At 68.6% G+C, this 13,611-nt stretch carries 15 protein-coding genes; 5 read left to right on the top strand and 10 right to left on the bottom strand.

Annotation, left to right across the window (positions count from 1 at the left end):
• Positions 1-8 precede the first annotated feature (8 nt).
• Both ligD (VG502_RS21630) and ligD (VG502_RS21625) read left to right on the top strand, forming a co-directional pair.
• The gene (gene ligD, locus VG502_RS21630) at positions 9-971 is read left to right on the top strand and encodes a non-homologous end-joining DNA ligase (protein WP_325552418.1); all 963 of its coding nucleotides are present in this window, start codon (positions 9-11) and stop codon (positions 969-971) included.
• Complete coding sequence (gene ligD / locus VG502_RS21625; RefSeq protein ID WP_325552417.1) at positions 964-1,875, top strand: non-homologous end-joining DNA ligase; 912 nt, start codon at positions 964-966, stop codon at positions 1,873-1,875. Before ligD (VG502_RS21630) ends, ligD (VG502_RS21625) begins: the two co-directional genes overlap by 8 nt.
• Before the next feature lie 98 nt (positions 1,876-1,973).
• Here ligD (VG502_RS21625) and VG502_RS21620 read toward each other — a convergent pair whose 3' ends face one another.
• From VG502_RS21620 to VG502_RS21595, 6 genes are all read right to left on the bottom strand, one after another.
• The gene (locus tag VG502_RS21620) at positions 1,974-2,303 is read right to left on the bottom strand and encodes a histone-like nucleoid-structuring protein Lsr2 (protein ID WP_325552416.1); all 330 of its coding nucleotides are present in this window, start codon (positions 2,301-2,303) and stop codon (positions 1,974-1,976) included.
• A 141-nt stretch (positions 2,304-2,444) separates the two neighbouring features.
• The gene (locus tag VG502_RS21615) at positions 2,445-2,621 is read right to left on the bottom strand and encodes a hypothetical protein (RefSeq protein WP_414655768.1); all 177 of its coding nucleotides are present in this window, start codon (positions 2,619-2,621) and stop codon (positions 2,445-2,447) included.
• A 19-nt stretch (positions 2,622-2,640) separates the two neighbouring features.
• Entirely contained in the window at positions 2,641-3,147 is a 507-nt protein-coding gene (locus tag VG502_RS21610; RefSeq protein ID WP_325552414.1) for a methylated-DNA--[protein]-cysteine S-methyltransferase, read from the bottom strand.
• Entirely contained in the window at positions 3,144-4,643 is a 1,500-nt protein-coding gene (locus VG502_RS21605; protein ID WP_325552412.1) for an AlkA N-terminal domain-containing protein, read from the bottom strand. Before VG502_RS21605 ends, VG502_RS21610 begins: the two co-directional genes overlap by 4 nt.
• Positions 4,644-4,808: 165 nt before the next feature.
• On the bottom strand, positions 4,809-5,666 hold the full coding sequence (gene panC / locus VG502_RS21600; RefSeq protein WP_325552466.1) for a pantoate--beta-alanine ligase: 858 nt from the start codon (positions 5,664-5,666) through the stop codon (positions 4,809-4,811).
• On the bottom strand, positions 5,666-6,556 hold the full coding sequence (locus VG502_RS21595) for a Rossmann-like and DUF2520 domain-containing protein (RefSeq protein ID WP_325552410.1): 891 nt from the start codon (positions 6,554-6,556) through the stop codon (positions 5,666-5,668). The genes panC and VG502_RS21595 overlap by 1 nt, the downstream gene beginning before the upstream one ends.
• Positions 6,557-6,617: 61 nt before the next feature.
• On the opposite strand from VG502_RS21595, the gene VG502_RS21590 reads away from it, so the two are divergent.
• Positions 6,618-7,568, top strand: a complete 951-nt coding sequence (locus VG502_RS21590) for an SAM-dependent methyltransferase (RefSeq protein ID WP_325552408.1) — start codon at positions 6,618-6,620, stop codon at positions 7,566-7,568.
• A gap of 16 nt (positions 7,569-7,584) precedes the next feature.
• On the opposite strand, the gene VG502_RS21585 is transcribed toward VG502_RS21590, so the two are convergent.
• Genes VG502_RS21585 through VG502_RS21575 form a run of 3 tightly spaced genes read right to left on the bottom strand, consistent with a single transcriptional unit; the run spans position 7,585 to position 10,454 of the window.
• Positions 7,585-8,817 carry a DUF8017 domain-containing protein gene (locus tag VG502_RS21585; RefSeq protein ID WP_325552406.1) on the bottom strand — a complete coding sequence of 411 codons (1,233 nt, stop codon included), beginning with the start codon at positions 8,815-8,817 and terminating at the stop codon, positions 7,585-7,587.
• Positions 8,818-8,874: 57 nt separating this feature from the next.
• Positions 8,875-9,885, bottom strand: coding sequence for a DUF8017 domain-containing protein (locus VG502_RS21580; RefSeq protein WP_325552404.1), 1,011 nt, complete (start codon positions 9,883-9,885; stop codon positions 8,875-8,877).
• A complete protein-coding gene (locus VG502_RS21575; RefSeq protein WP_325552402.1) occupies positions 9,882-10,454 on the bottom strand; it encodes a CGNR zinc finger domain-containing protein in 573 nt (190 codons plus the stop codon). Before VG502_RS21575 ends, VG502_RS21580 begins: the two co-directional genes overlap by 4 nt.
• 99 nt (positions 10,455-10,553) lie before the next feature.
• Here VG502_RS21575 and VG502_RS21570 point away from each other — a divergent pair, with 99 nt between their 5' ends.
• Both VG502_RS21570 and VG502_RS21565 read left to right on the top strand, forming a co-directional pair.
• Positions 10,554-11,546 carry an EamA family transporter gene (locus tag VG502_RS21570; protein WP_325552400.1) on the top strand — a complete coding sequence of 331 codons (993 nt, stop codon included), beginning with the start codon at positions 10,554-10,556 and terminating at the stop codon, positions 11,544-11,546.
• Positions 11,547-11,569: 23 nt separating this feature from the next.
• Entirely contained in the window at positions 11,570-12,730 is a 1,161-nt protein-coding gene (locus VG502_RS21565; protein WP_325552399.1) for an NADH-quinone oxidoreductase subunit D, read from the top strand.
• Between the two features lie 96 nt (positions 12,731-12,826).
• On the opposite strand, the gene VG502_RS21560 is transcribed toward VG502_RS21565, so the two are convergent.
• A complete protein-coding gene (locus VG502_RS21560) occupies positions 12,827-13,576 on the bottom strand; it encodes an SIS domain-containing protein (protein ID WP_325552398.1) in 750 nt (249 codons plus the stop codon).
• Positions 13,577-13,611 lie beyond the last annotated feature (35 nt).

Below are 13,611 nucleotides of genomic sequence, written 5' to 3'. Positions count from 1 at the left end.
TTGAGCTCATGCGCCCCATGCTCGCGACCCCCGCGGACACCGTGCCCGAGGGCGACGACTGGCTGCACGAGGTCAAGTGGGACGGCATGCGGGTCCTGGCCCACGTGTCCGGCTCGTCGGTGCGGCTGACCTCCCGCACCGAGCGCGACATCTCCGTGGCGTTCCCCGAGTTGCTCCGGCCACAGGCCGGACTGCAGGGGTATGACGACCTGCTCCTCGACGGCGAGGTGGTGATCCTGGCCGACGGTGTGCCGTCGTTCGCGGCCCTCGCCGAGCGCTTCAACGTGTCCGACGCGGCGATGGCTGCACGCCTCGCCGCGGCCGCGCCGGCCACGTTCCTGGTCTTCGACGTGCTGCAAGCGATGGACCGCCCCACCCTGGCGATGCCGTTGCGACAGCGGCGCCAGCTGCTCGCCGGGCTGGAGCTGGCGACGCGGTGTGTGCAGGTGCCCCCGACGTTCACCGACGGCGCGCAACTGGCCGAGGCCACCGCCGCCGAAGGTCTGGAGGGCGTGGTCTCGAAGAGGGTCGACTCGCCATACCGACCGGGTCGGCGCAGTGCCGACTGGCGCAAGATCGTCCATCGGCGCACCGACTCGTTCGTCATCTGCGGGTGGCTGCCCGAGCGCGACAACGATCTCGTGCTCGGCTCGGTCTACCTGGCCACACCGACGCCGCACGGGCCGCTGCTCTACCGGGGCCGGGTGGGCTCCGGGCTGGCGGGCACGCGGGGTGCGGGTCTCCTGTCGAGGTTGCGCGAACTGCGTTCTGATCATTCACCTTTCGAGGAGAGCCCACCGGTCGAACCCGGCCGTGGCGGCATCCGGTGGGTGCGTCCGGAGCTGGTCGCCGACGTGGAGTTCCTCGGCATCTCCGAGGGCGGCCAATTGCGCCAGCCCAGCTGGCGCGGCCTCCGCCACGACCTGCAGCCGCAGGACCTGATCGCGACGGAGACGAACGCTGATGAGTGACGGGCAGATCACCGCCGACGTCGGTGGGCGGAAGCTGAAGCTGAGCAATCTGGACAAGGTGCTCTATCCCGGCACGGAGACCACCAAGGGCGAGGTCCTGCACTACTACACGCAGGTCGCGCAGCCCCTCCTCGCAGTGCTCTCGGACCGGCCGGCCACCCGGATCCGCTGGCCGCACGGCGTCTCCGACCTGTCCTTCTTCGAGAAGAATCTCCCGCCCGGCGCACCGTCGTGGCTGTCGCGTGTGGCGCTGCCGTCGTCCGGCTCGCGCGGCACCGGGGACGAGGTCGTCTATCCCGTGATCGGCGAGCTCGCGGAGCTCGTCTACCTGGTCAACCTCGCCTCACTGGAGTTCCACGTGCCCCAGTGGCGGTTGGTCGATGACCGGCCGGTGGCGCCGGACCGGCTGGTCATCGATCTCGACCCCGGGGCACCGGCCGGGCTCACCGAGTGCGCGCGACTGGCGCTCATCGTGCGAGACCGGCTGGCCGACATCGGGCTGGACCGTTGCGTGCCGGTGACGTCCGGCAGCAAGGGCATGCAGGTGTATGCCGCTCTCGACAGCAGCCGGAGCAGTGAGGCGATCCGGGACGCGACCCGCGAGCTGGCACAACAACTCACCCGTGAGCACCCCGACCTCGTGGTCTGGAAGATGACCAAATCCAAGCGCCCCGGAAAGGTATTGCTCGACTGGTCGCAGAACACCGCTGCCAAGACGACGATCGCGCCCTATTCACTGCGCGGCAAGGAGCGGCCCACCGCCGCGGCACCGCGCACCTGGGACGAAGTCGAGAAGGGCGCACGGACACCGGACAGCCTGCGCCAAATATTGTTCGACGATGTGGTTGAAAGGCTGCAGCAGTACGGCGACTTGTTCGCCGATGGAATGGCCGCGAACGGCTGAACTACCAGCCCTGTGTCGCAGCCCGGGCACAACAATGACGCCGGCCGACGCGCATGGATCGCGCGCCGACCGGCGTCATTGAGGCTGTTCGGACAAGGTCAGCCGTTGGCCCGTGCGTAGGCTTCCTGCACCTCGGCGGACACCCGACCACGGTCGCTGACCTTGAAGCCGTTCTTGCGGCCCCACTCGCGCACCTTGTTGAGGTCCGTGCGACCCGTCGTCGTGCGGCCGGGTGCGACCCGACCGCCGCGACCGCGCACCGCTCGCGCGTGACCGATCCATTTGGCGAAGTCGTCGCGCAGCTGCGCGGAATTCGCTGCGGAAAGGTCGATCTCGTAGGACTTGCCGTCAAGGGAGAAATTGACGGTCTCGCTCGCTTCGGACCCGTCGAGGTCGTCCTCGAGCAAAATCTGGACGCGCTGAGCCATTACGTTTACTCCTACCAGGGGATTCGTAAAGATCGAAAGCCACGCTAACACAACGCGTAAGAAATCAGCGCGCACAGGAAGACTTATTGCGCGGTGGCATTCATTGCCAATGGTGGCGTTATATCTTGCCGCCCGGCCGAGTCACTTCTGCTGATCGGAACTTTCCGGCGCCACGCCCGCGGACTCCGCCTCGGAACGCTCCCACTGGGCGTGTGCGATGCGCTCACGCCGGTCGGCTTCCATCATGTGCTTGAGGATCACGTAGAGCAGATAGAGCAACCCGATGGACGGGATCAGAGTCTCGATGTAGGGCCACACACCATCCATGGTAAGCCCCTCAAAACAAGGAGTCCGCCACAGCACCGGACTCGTGGGAGAGCAGCCAGCGCTTGCGCTCGATGCCGCCGCCGTAGCCCGTCATACTCCCGTTCGCGCCGATCACCCGATGGCACGGGATGACGATGGAGATCGGGTTGCGGCCGTTGGCGAGGCCGACGGCGCGACTGGCGGTGGGGCTGCCGATGTGCGCTGCGAGTTCGCCATAACTCCACGTATGTCCGAACGGTATGTCGCACAACGCCCGCCATACGCGCTGCTGGAATTCGGTGCCGATCGGATGCAATGGCAGGTCGAACTCGGTCCGGTCGCCGGCGAAGTATTCGGACAGCTGTCGTGCGGCCTCGTCGAGCAACGGATCGTGTTCCACGCGTTCGCCGTACTCCGCGGGATCCGGCGCGTGCAGGTGAATTTCCATGTAGACCGCGATGATCTCGTCGCCCTCGGCGATCAGGGTGATCGGACCGATCGGCGTCGGGTCGATGATCAGGTGACGTTTGGTGTTCATGACACCTTCCTTGCCGGCTCGGGCAGTTGATTGATCTCGTGCGGGCCGCTCGCCCACAGGTGCTGGACGGCGTAGGCACGCCACGGGCGCCACGGCTCCGTCGCCGCCAGGGCTGCCCGCCCCCTGTCGGGTATGCCGAGCCGCGACATCGCCTGTCGCACGCCGAGATCCGTGGCGAGGAAGGCGTCCGGATCGCCGAGCGCGCGCATCGCGACGCCTTCAACCGTCCAGGGCCCGATCCCGGGCAATGCCAACAGATTTCGTCGGGTCTCGGCCCAGTCCGCACTGGTCGACACATCGAGCTCACCGTCGGCCAGTGCGGCGGCCAGGCCGCGCAACGTCGCCCGCCTGCTCTGCGGCATGGCGAGCGTCCGGTCGGATGCGGTGGCGATCCTCGAGGCGTCGGGGAAGGTCGCGGTGAGGCCGCCCTCGGGGTCGTCGATCGGCTCGCCATACGCCTCGACCAGCCGGGCGGCGTGGGTGCGGGCCGCACGGGTGGAGATCTGCTGGCCGAGGACCAGTCGCAGCGCGAGTTCGGCGCCGTCGACGGTGCGCGGCACGCGGCGTCCGGGTGCTCCGGCGATCATCGGGGCCAACACGGGGTCGTCGGACAGATGGGCGTCGACGGCTTCCGGATCGGCATCCAGGTCGAGCAGCCACCGGCTGCGACTGATCGCGACCGGCAGGTCTGCCAGCTCGCGCAACCAGACCCGGGCGGCGATGAAGCCGTCGTCCGGGCGCAACGCCACGATGCCCGGCCCGTGCGGCAGTTGCAGGGTCCGTCGGTAGGCGCCCTCGCGCCATTCCTCCACCCCCGGCACCGCGGTCGCGACCAGATGTCCGAAGAGGTTGTCCACGCGCAGCGGCCGGCGGAACGGCAGCCGCAGGTGCAGGTGGTGCCAGGCACTGCCCGCACTGGTGTGACCGGCGGAAAGCCCTGTCTTCGAACGAAGTTCGCGTGGCGCCATCGCGAAGACCGCGCGGACGGTGTCGTTGAACGAGCGGATGCTGCCGAACCCGGACGCATGGGCGACCTGGGTCAACGGCAGGGTCGTGGTCTCGATGAGGACGCGGGCGGTCTGCGCTCGTTGCGCCCGCGCCAGGGCGAGCGGGGAGGCGCCGAGCTCGGCACGGATCTGGCGCTCGATCTGCCGGGTGCTGTAACCCAGCCGCCGGCTCAAGCCGTCGACGCCCTCCCGGTCGACGACACCGTCGGCGATGAGCCGCATGGCCCGCGCCACCAGATCGGCGCGGACATTCCACTCCGGCGAGCCGGGGCTGGCATCCGGGCGGCAGCGCTTGCAGGCGCGGAAACCGGCCGCCTGGGCAGCGGCCGCGCTGGGATAGAAGGTGATGTTGCGTGCCTTCGGCGGAGTGGCCGGGCAGCTCGGACGGCAGTAGATGCCGGTGGTGCGGACGCCCGTGACGAACCAGCCGTCGAATCGGGCATCGCGGGACCGGACGGCCGTCATACACGTCTGGGAATCGGTGAGCACACGTCCATCCTGCTCCGCACCACCGACAATGACTAGCAGGAAAACGACACGTCGGTTCCTGCCGGTCGGGCTAGTGCGGTGCGTTCAAAGTTCCTTGACAGTCGCTTCGCGCCTGACCAGGAACTTTGCCCACATCCGTACCTGCTCTATTTCTGACTCACTGCACTACGCGGTCGGACCGATCTCCAGTGGCTGGTTGTCGATCAGCCGGGTGGTGCCGACCTTCGCGGCGACGGCCAGCAGCGCCGGCCCGCGGTACCACTCGGGCACCTGCTCCAGCGTCTCCGGATGCACCAGCACGAGATAGTCGACCAACGCGAGGGGCTCCCGGACGAGGACGTCGCGAGCGGCCCGGCGTACGGCGGCAGGACCGTTGACGACCTGGTCAGCCCCCGCCTGCAGGGCGCGCGAAAGAGTCAGTGCCACTTCCCGATCCGACGGACTCAGGTAGGTGTTGCGGCTGCTCAGCGCCAGCCCGTCGGCTTCACGGACGGTCGGGACGGCGATGACCTCCACCGGGAAGTCCAGGTCGCGCGCCATACGCCGGATCAGCAGCAGTTGCTGCGCGTCCTTCTGTCCGTAGAACGCGAAGTCGGGTTGCACGAGGTGCATCAGCTTCGCCACCACGGTCAGCACGCCGTCGAAGTGCCCCGGCCGGGAGGCGCCCTCCAGGACCTCCCCGAGCGCGCCCGCGGAGACGCGAACCCCCGGTTCCCCTTGCGGATAAACAACATCCGGGGTCGGCGCGAAGACGAGTGATACGCCCTCGCGGCCACAGATCGTCAGGTCGTCCTCGAGGGTCTGGGGGTACCGCGACAGGTCCTCCCCGGCGGCGAACTGCAGCGGGTTCAGGAAGATCGTCACGATGACGTGATCGGCGGACTTCTTCGCGGTCCGGATGAGTTCGGCGTGCCCCTCATGGAGTGCACCCATCGTCATCACCGTGGCGACGGTGCCCTGTAGCGACTTGCGTGCGTGCAGCAGGTCCTCACGGGAGTGGGCGACCACCGGTTGCGACGTCATCATCGGTCTTCCTTCGTGGTGAACAGATCGAGCATGGGTTGGACGGATTCGGCCGGCATCGCCCGGCGGTCGGCCGCGCGGGCCGTCGTCGCCGACGCCATTGCCCGGTAGGCACGTCGGATGTCCTCGGGCTGGTCCGCGAGCGCCTGCAGGTGCGCCGACACGGTGCCGACATCACCACGGACGACGGGTCCGGTCAGCGCCCGGTCACCGCGCTGCAGGCTGTTCTCCAGGGCCGCCTCCAACAGGGGTCGCAGCAGCCTGGCCGGGTCGTCGATGCCGATGCCACGCAACAGCTGCCCGGACTGGGCGATGATCGTCGTCAGGTGATTGGCGGCGTGCGAGAGAGCCGCGTGGTACGTCGCCCGGTCGGCGTCGGCCAGCCGGAACGGCTCGCCGCCGAGGTCCAGCGCCAGCGCGTCGGCCAGCAGGTCCGCTCCCATCGAGGCGGTCACCGCGATCGGTGTTCCGACGATCCGGTCGACGTCAGCGGGCACCCCGGTGAAGGTCATCACCGGGTGCAGCACTACTGCGTCACCACCCGCGTCGACGACGGGCTGCAGCACGTCGAGGCCGCGGAATCCGCTGGTGTGCACGGCAACTCGGCCGCCCTCCCATGCGCCGCCGGCTGCCAGCCCCGCGACCAGCGGCCCGATGGCGTCGTCCGGGACGGTCAGCAGCACGACATCCGCGGCCGCGACCACGTCCTGGACCTCACGCACCGGCACGCCCGGCAGCAGGCCGGCCGCTCGCTCCCGGGAAGCATCACTGACCGCGCTCACCGCGACGACCTCGTGACCGGCCGCGCGCAGCGCCGCTCCGAGCACCGATCCGACCCGGCCGGCACCGACGACACCCACCCGCAGGGTCGGCCGCTCCAGTTGACTCACCCGGAAGACGCTAGTCGACCGTTTCGGACCGCGAAGATGCGGTCCGCCTAGGGTTTGCCGGGTGGTGTGGCAATCCTGGCGATCGGCGTGGCACGACGCGCTCTACGGCCCCGACGGCTTCTATCGGCAGGTCTCCGGCCCCGCCGGCCACTTCGCGACGTCGGCACAGGGCATCCCCGGCGGCGGCCGTCTGCTGGCCCGTGCCCTCGTCATACTCGCCGAGCGCAGCGGTTGCACTCGATTGGTGGATGTCGGCGCGGGACGTGGTGAGCTCCTGGCCGAGGTCGCCGCGATCGCGCCGGGGCTGCGGTTGACCGGGGTGGATGTCGTCGAGCGTCCGGCCGAGCTGCCGGAAGTTGCGGACTGGTTGCGCTCCCCCGGTGGGACCGGGCTGCCCGACGACCTGCGCGGCATCGAGCATGCGCTGGTCATCGCCCACGAGTGGCTCGATGTGGTGCCCTGCACGATCGCCGAGTATGACGGGGCCGTATGGCGCACCGTCGAGGTCGACCCCGACGGCGACGAGCGTCTTGCCGATCCGGTTGCGGGCTCGGACCTGCAGTGGTTGCAACAGAATTGGCGAACGAACGCGACCGAGGGCGACCGTGCCGAGATCGGAACGACGCGCGATGCTGCGTTCCGGGAACTGCGCGCGCGCATCGACAGTGGCGTGTTGGTCGCCGTCGACTACGGCCACCTACGGGACGACCGACCCGAGTGGGGAACGCTGACCGGTTACCGCGACGGCGTGCAGTGCCCACCGCGGCCCGACGGCAGCACCGACATCACCGCGCACGTGGCGATGGACACCCTCGGCGCCGACGAATTGGTGTGCCAGCACACGCTTTTCGACCGCCTCGGGCTGCGACCGGAGGCTCCCGCGATCGCGTTGGCGAGCGAGGACCCTCCGGCATACCTGCGCGCTTTGGCGGAACGCGGCAGCTACGCGCAACTCACGGCGACCGGCGGCCTGGGCGACTTCTGGTGGGCGATCACGAGGATCGATCACTGACGGTGCGTGCCGGGCCTCAGTTGCTCGGGCGGAAGGTGGTGAAGACCTCGTCCAACGTCTTGGTGGGGAGGGTCTTCGGTCCGTCGGTCACCCGCACGGAGACCATCTGGTAGGACCTGCCGCCCGAGGAGAAGGTGACGGTGCGGATCTCGTAGGTCTTGCCCTTGTCGCAGCTGTCCGGGTCGCCGACGGCCGTCGTGATCGTGTATTCCAGCGCGGGGATCGTGCCCTGGTTGACCTTGATCTGCTTGGCCGCCGAGAGCTTGCCCTGCTTCGCCTTCGAGCCGTCCTTCTTCTGGGCGATCGCGTCGGCGAACCGCTGCGCGACATCCGGTCCGGCGTCCGAGGGGTCCCGCTTGCCGACATTCATCAGGCCGACCCACGCGGATTCGGCCGTCTTCTTGGCCGCGCAGTAGCCGACGCCGTACTGCGCCGGCGCCTTGCTGACGACCAGCGGCTTACCGGACTTCGGGTCCGCGTAGCCGAACAACGTGTCGCTGGACTCCAGTTTCCAGTCGGCGGTCTTCGGTACGTCGTAGACGCCCCGCCCGTCGGTGGCCTGCTGCGACTGCCAGCCGGCCTTGAGCGCCCGGGCGCCGACCGCGAGGGTCGGATTGGTCCAGGTCGTCGCCCTGACCGGTGGCAGCGCACTGGTGGAACTCGAGCCGCCGGCCTCCGTCGGGCTGTCATCACCACGGGTGAACGCGAAGATCGCCACCGCCGCGACGATCACGACGAGCGCAGCGGCCAGCCCGATCAGCACCTTGCCCCGGCCACCGCCGCCACCACCCTGCGGAACCTTCAGACCCTCACCCGACGCCTCGGAGAACCGGTCGTAATACGAACTCTGCTGATTGTTCATCGTCGGGCCGACATTCGGCCCCGTCTGCCCCGTCGACCACGACGGCGGCTGCGCCCCCTGACCACCGGACGCCCACGGCGGCTGACCACCCGTCCACTGCTGCTGGCCGCCATTCCATTGCTGCTCGCCGCCGGTCCACGGTTGCTGCCCACCACTCCATTGCTGCTCGCCGCCCGTCCACGGTTGCTGCCCGCCGGGCCACTGGCCGCCGGTGTCACCACCGGGCGCCTGTTGCCCTCCGGCGTGGCCACCCTGCGCTCCGGTGTTGCCGCCGGGCAGCCGATGACCACCGGTGTGCTGGCCAGAGTCCTGCTGATGCGTCGGGCCGTTCTGTCCGTTCTCCGGGTCCGGCTGCTGCGGCCACTGACCGTTCCCTTGATCGCTCACGGCTGAAACTACCTATCTCGTCGTCGTGGGTTCACCGGCCCGCGCATGGGCCGGAGGTCAATTCTTCGGTCGGAAGGTCGAGATGATCTCGTCGAGTTGCTTGGCCGGAAGTTCCTTGCTGACACCGAGAATCCGCACGGTGACCATCTGGAACGACTTGCCCGGCGTCGTGAAGTTGATCGTCCGGATCTCGTACTTCCTGCCCTTGGTGCAGCTGTTCGGATCCCCGGCCTCGGTGGTGACGGTGTATTGCAGCGCCGGGATCGTGCCCTGGTCGACCTTGACCTTCTTGGCTGCCGACACCTTGCCCGGCTTGGCGCTCTTCTTCTTGCCACCGGCGATCGTGTCGGCGAACTTCTTCGCCCATTTCGGCCCAGCGTCCGTCGGGTCCGATGAGCCGACGCCTCGAACACCGACCCACGCGGATTCCGCGTTGTCCTCGGCCGAGCAGTAACCGACGCCGAATCGCGCGACCCCACCGGCGCCCGCGACCGGCTTGTTGCTCTTGTCGGTGTAGGCCAGGCTGTAGCCGCCCGACGTCACCTTCCAGTCCTTGGACTTCGGCACGTCATACTGCCCGCGAAGTGCTTCGGAGTCAGAACTCTGGACCTGCCAACCGTCCTTGACCGGGCGAGCACCCACCGCGACGGTCGGGTTCGTCCAGGTGGTCGCCTTGACCGGCGGCAGCGCGCTGGTGGAGCTGGAGCCGCCGGCCTGTTTCGGGGAATCGTCGCCTCGGGTGAAGGCGAAGATCGCCACCGCCGCGACGATCACGACGAGCGCAGCGGCCAGCCCGATGAGCACCTTGCCGCGGCCACCGCCGCCACCACCCTGCGGAATCTTCAGTCCCTCACCCGACGCCTCGGAGAACCGGTCGTAATACGAACTCTGCTGATTGTTCATCGTCGGGCCGACATTCGGCCCGGTCCGATCCGTCGACCACGACGGCGGCTGCGCCCCCTGACCACCGGATGCCCACGGCTGCTGCCCACTGGTCCAATGACCGCCGGGCTCCCCCTGCTGTCCGCCGGAATCCTCCGGCGGGCGGCCATCCCCTTGGTTGCTCACCGCTGCAGATTACCTTCCGCCGAGTCAACGGCGCCCGAAGTGAGACGAGCGCGGTATGCCGCGACGTTCAGCCTGTTCCCGCAGCCCAGCTCGCAATAGCGCTTCGACCGGTTGCGCGAAAGGTCGACCAGCACACCGTCGCAGTCGGGCGCCGCGCACCGGCGCAGGCGACGCAACTCGCCCGCACGCACCAGGTCGACCATCGCCATCGCGGTCTCCACACCCCACCGCGTCGCGAGCGGTGCGTCATCCGGCGTCGCGTGCAGGTGCCAGTCCCAGTCGTCGTGCTTGACCAGTTGGGGCAGCGCCGACTCACGGCGCAGCAGTTCGTTGACACGCTCGACGACACCGCTCTCGTCGAGCGACCACAGCTCGCGCAACGCGGGTCGCAACGCGCGGACGGCGGAGCGCTCGGCGTCGTCGCCGCTGATCGGGCCGCTCCAGTCGCACCCCTGGACGAACTCGAGGTATGACGCCCGGTCCGCCAATGGATCCGGGTCCTCGCACGCGGTGTTGACCAGCGCCGCAGCGTCGACCAGCGCCACTTCCGTGTCATGAGCAAAAAGCACTTTGACTCCTGTCTGCGGCACACCCTACGATCAAGGCACTGTCATGAGCAACATGACAGTTTGCTTGTTACATTCTCGATGACCCACGGGGAGGCCCACATGACCACCGACGTCCTGACGACGCCCGGCGTTCCCTCCGAGCTGGAGACCCCGGCCTCCCTCCCGCGCGTCGGACCCGGCGTCGGCACGATCGGGATCGCCCTGCTGTCCGCCGCCGCCTTCAGCACCTCCGGCAGCTTCGCGACGGCCCTGCTGAAGGCCGGCTGGTCACCCGGCGCCGCAGTGACCGCCCGCATCGGACTGGCCGCGCTGGTGCTCGCACCGCCGACGATCTGGTCGTTGCACGGCAAGTGGCACCTGGTTCGGCGCAAGGCGGTGCCGATCATGCTCTACGGCATGACCGGTGTCGCCGGCTGCCAGCTCGCCTATTTCTATGCCGTGCAACATCTCTCGGTCGGTGTCGCGCTGATGCTCGAATACCTCTCGCCGGTGTTGCTCGTGCTCGGCTTCTGGGTGTGGACCCGGCGTCGTCCGTCGACGGCCACCCTCGCCGGTGCCGTGGTCTGCATCGGCGGTCTGATGCTCGTGCTCGACGTATTCGGCGACGCGCACCTGTCGCTGGCCGGTGTGCTCTGGGGTCTGGGCGCCGCCCTCGGCAACGCGGCCTACTTCATCATCGCCGCGCGGGACGACGACGAACTGCCGTCGATGGCCCTCACCGGTGTCGGTATGGCGGCCGGTGCGATCTTCCTCGGCGCTCTCGGCACGATCGGGCTGCTGCCGATGCACGCGACGACCAACCGGACGACCTTCGTCGGACACCATGTGCCGTTCTGGTTGCCGCTGGGCGCCCTGGCCGTCATCTCCACCGCGTTCGCCTACTTCACCGGCGTCATCGCAGCCCGCGGCCTCGGTCGCACCGTGGCGTCGTTCGTCGCGCTCGCCGAGGTGCTCTTCTCCGTTCTCTTCGCCTGGCTGCTGCTCGGGCAGTTGCCTCTCGTCATACAGCTGCTGGGTGGCCTGCTCATCGTCGGCGGTGTCGTGCTCGTGCGGCTCGGCGAGTTGCGGCCGCGTCCCGCGACAACGACCTAGGGCACGACTGGCAGACTGGCCCCATGCCAGAACGCGAGCTCACCGTCGGAGTCGGTGCCGGTGGTCTGGCGACCGCGGACATGGTGCTCAACATCGGGCCGCAGCATCCCGCCACGCACGGGGTGCTCCGATTGCGGGTCACCCTGGACGGCGAGCGCATCAAGAGCGCCGAGCCGATCGTCGGTTACATGCACCGCGGCGCCGAGAAGCTCTTCGAGGTGCGCGACTACCGGCAGATCATGGTGCTGGCGAACCGGCACGACTGGCTGTCGGCGTTCAGCAACGAGATCGGGGTCGCGCTCGTCGTCGAGCGGATGCTCGGCATGGACGTCCCCGAGCGCGCGACCTGGACCCGCACGCTGCTCGCCGAACTCAACCGGGTGCTCAACCACCTGATGTTCCTCGGCTCCTACCCGCTCGAGCTCGGTGCGATCACCCCGATCTTCTACTCCTTCCGCGAGCGGGAGGACCTGCAGAACGTCATGGAGGAGATCTCCGGCGGCCGGATGCACTACATGTTCGGCCGGGTCGGCGGTCTCCGGGACGACCTGCCGGTCGGCTGGCTGGGTCGGGTGAGCGAGACGATCGCGCTCGTACGACGCCGGATGCCCGACCTGGAGAGCCTGCTGATCGGCAACGAGATTCTGCGCAGCCGGACCCATGGCGTCGGCGTGCTGGACGCGAAAACCATTGCGGCATACGGGATCACCGGCCCGATCGCGCGGGCTTCGGGTGTCGATGTCGACCTGCGCCGCGACCAGCCCTACCTCAATTACGCCGAGCTCTTCGCGCCCGGCGGCCCCGGCCGGGTCGTCACCCGCACCGACGGCGACTGCCTCGCCCGGCTGGAGGTGCTGCTGGAACAGGTGCACGTGTCCCTGGACATCGCACAGGCCTGCGTCGACCGGATCGGCGCCCTGCCCGCCGGCCCGGTCAATGTGAAGCTGCCGAAGGTGCTCAAGGTCCCCGAGGGCTCCGACTACCTCGCGACGGAGAATCCGCTCGGCTTCAACGGCTACTACCTGGTGTCCCGCGGTGACAAGACACCGTGGCGGCTGAAGCTGCGGTCCGCGTCGTTCAACAACATCCAGGTGCTCAGCGAGTTGCTGCCGGGTGCCCTGCTTGCCGACATGGTCGCCATCCTCGGTTCGACGTTCTTCGTCGTCGGGGACATCGACAAATAGCGGCACGTCGAATCAGGCGACAGGCCCGACCAGACCCAGCCGCGCGACACGCGGACGCCCGCGGGACGACGACCAGAACGGCCGGTGGCAGAAAACTCAGCTTCCGCGGATGAGGCGGTCGCCATACACGGCCTCGAGCTTCTGGTTGCGCTCGTGGCCACCGGGGATGTTGGCCGAGATGTAGACCGGCGGCTCGGTGCCCTGCTGGCCGAGCTTCTCGATGGTGCCGAGCGTGAGCAGTTGGGCGATGAATGCAGCGGTCAGCGAGGACACCGCACCGGCACCGAGGCCGTCCACCTCCAGCGTCGAGTCGCCGTATGGCGCGAGGTTGTCGATCACCACGTCGGCGATCTCGGACAGGCGCTTCCCGCTCGGGTGCTTCGGTTCGACTGCGCCGGTGTGCTCGAGGCTGGTCACGGCGATGACCGGGTGACCGTGTTCCTTTGCCTGCAAAGCGAATCCGACGATTGAACCGTTCACACCGGAGTTCGACGCGATGACGATGACGTCCTGCGGTGACGCCGGCACGAGCGCCCACAGCTTCTCGGCGATCTGCGGATCCCGCTCGAGCAGACTGCTGCCGAGCAGCGACCGGTCCTCGTCGCCGCGCAGCACCAGATCGCGCAGGGCGATCTTGTTGGTGGGGATCAGCCCACCGGCGCGTCCGGCGAGCTCCATCGCGAACGCCTCCGAGTGCCCGGTGCCGAAGACGTGCACGATGCCGCCCCCGGCGATCGAGTCCGTCAGCAACGCGATCGCGGGGTCGAGACCACCGTCCTGCGCAAGCGCGGCGATCCGCTCCAGGCGGGTCGTGGTCTGTCCCAGGAAGTCGGCGGCAAGGCTCATCGAGTGGCTCCAGAATGGCGAGGTATGTGTCCCGG

Source organism: Flexivirga sp. (assembly GCF_035551235.1).
GTDB lineage: Bacteria > Actinomycetota > Actinomycetes > Actinomycetales > Dermatophilaceae > Flexivirga.
This window is presented reverse-complemented; position numbering and strand designations above follow the sequence as displayed.

Bases quoted from the DNA above. Each gene is read 5' to 3' on its own strand.
- ligD (WP_325552418.1), top strand. From the start codon at position 9: ATGCGCCCCATGCTCGCGACCCCCGCGGACACCGTGCCCGAGGGCGAC.
- VG502_RS21560 (WP_325552398.1), bottom strand. From the start codon at position 13,576: ATGAGCCTTGCCGCCGACTTCCTGGGACAGACCACGACCCGCCTGGAG.
- VG502_RS21610 (WP_325552414.1), bottom strand. From the start codon at position 3,147: ATGAACACCAAACGTCACCTGATCATCGACCCGACGCCGATCGGTCCG.
- VG502_RS21570 (WP_325552400.1), top strand. From the start codon at position 10,554: ATGACCACCGACGTCCTGACGACGCCCGGCGTTCCCTCCGAGCTGGAG.
- VG502_RS21565 (WP_325552399.1), top strand. From the start codon at position 11,570: ATGCCAGAACGCGAGCTCACCGTCGGAGTCGGTGCCGGTGGTCTGGCG.
- VG502_RS21620 (WP_325552416.1), bottom strand. From the start codon at position 2,303: ATGGCTCAGCGCGTCCAGATTTTGCTCGAGGACGACCTCGACGGGTCC.
- ligD (WP_325552417.1), top strand. From the start codon at position 964: ATGAGTGACGGGCAGATCACCGCCGACGTCGGTGGGCGGAAGCTGAAG.
- panC (WP_325552466.1), bottom strand. From the start codon at position 5,666: ATGACGTCGCAACCGGTGGTCGCCCACTCCCGTGAGGACCTGCTGCAC.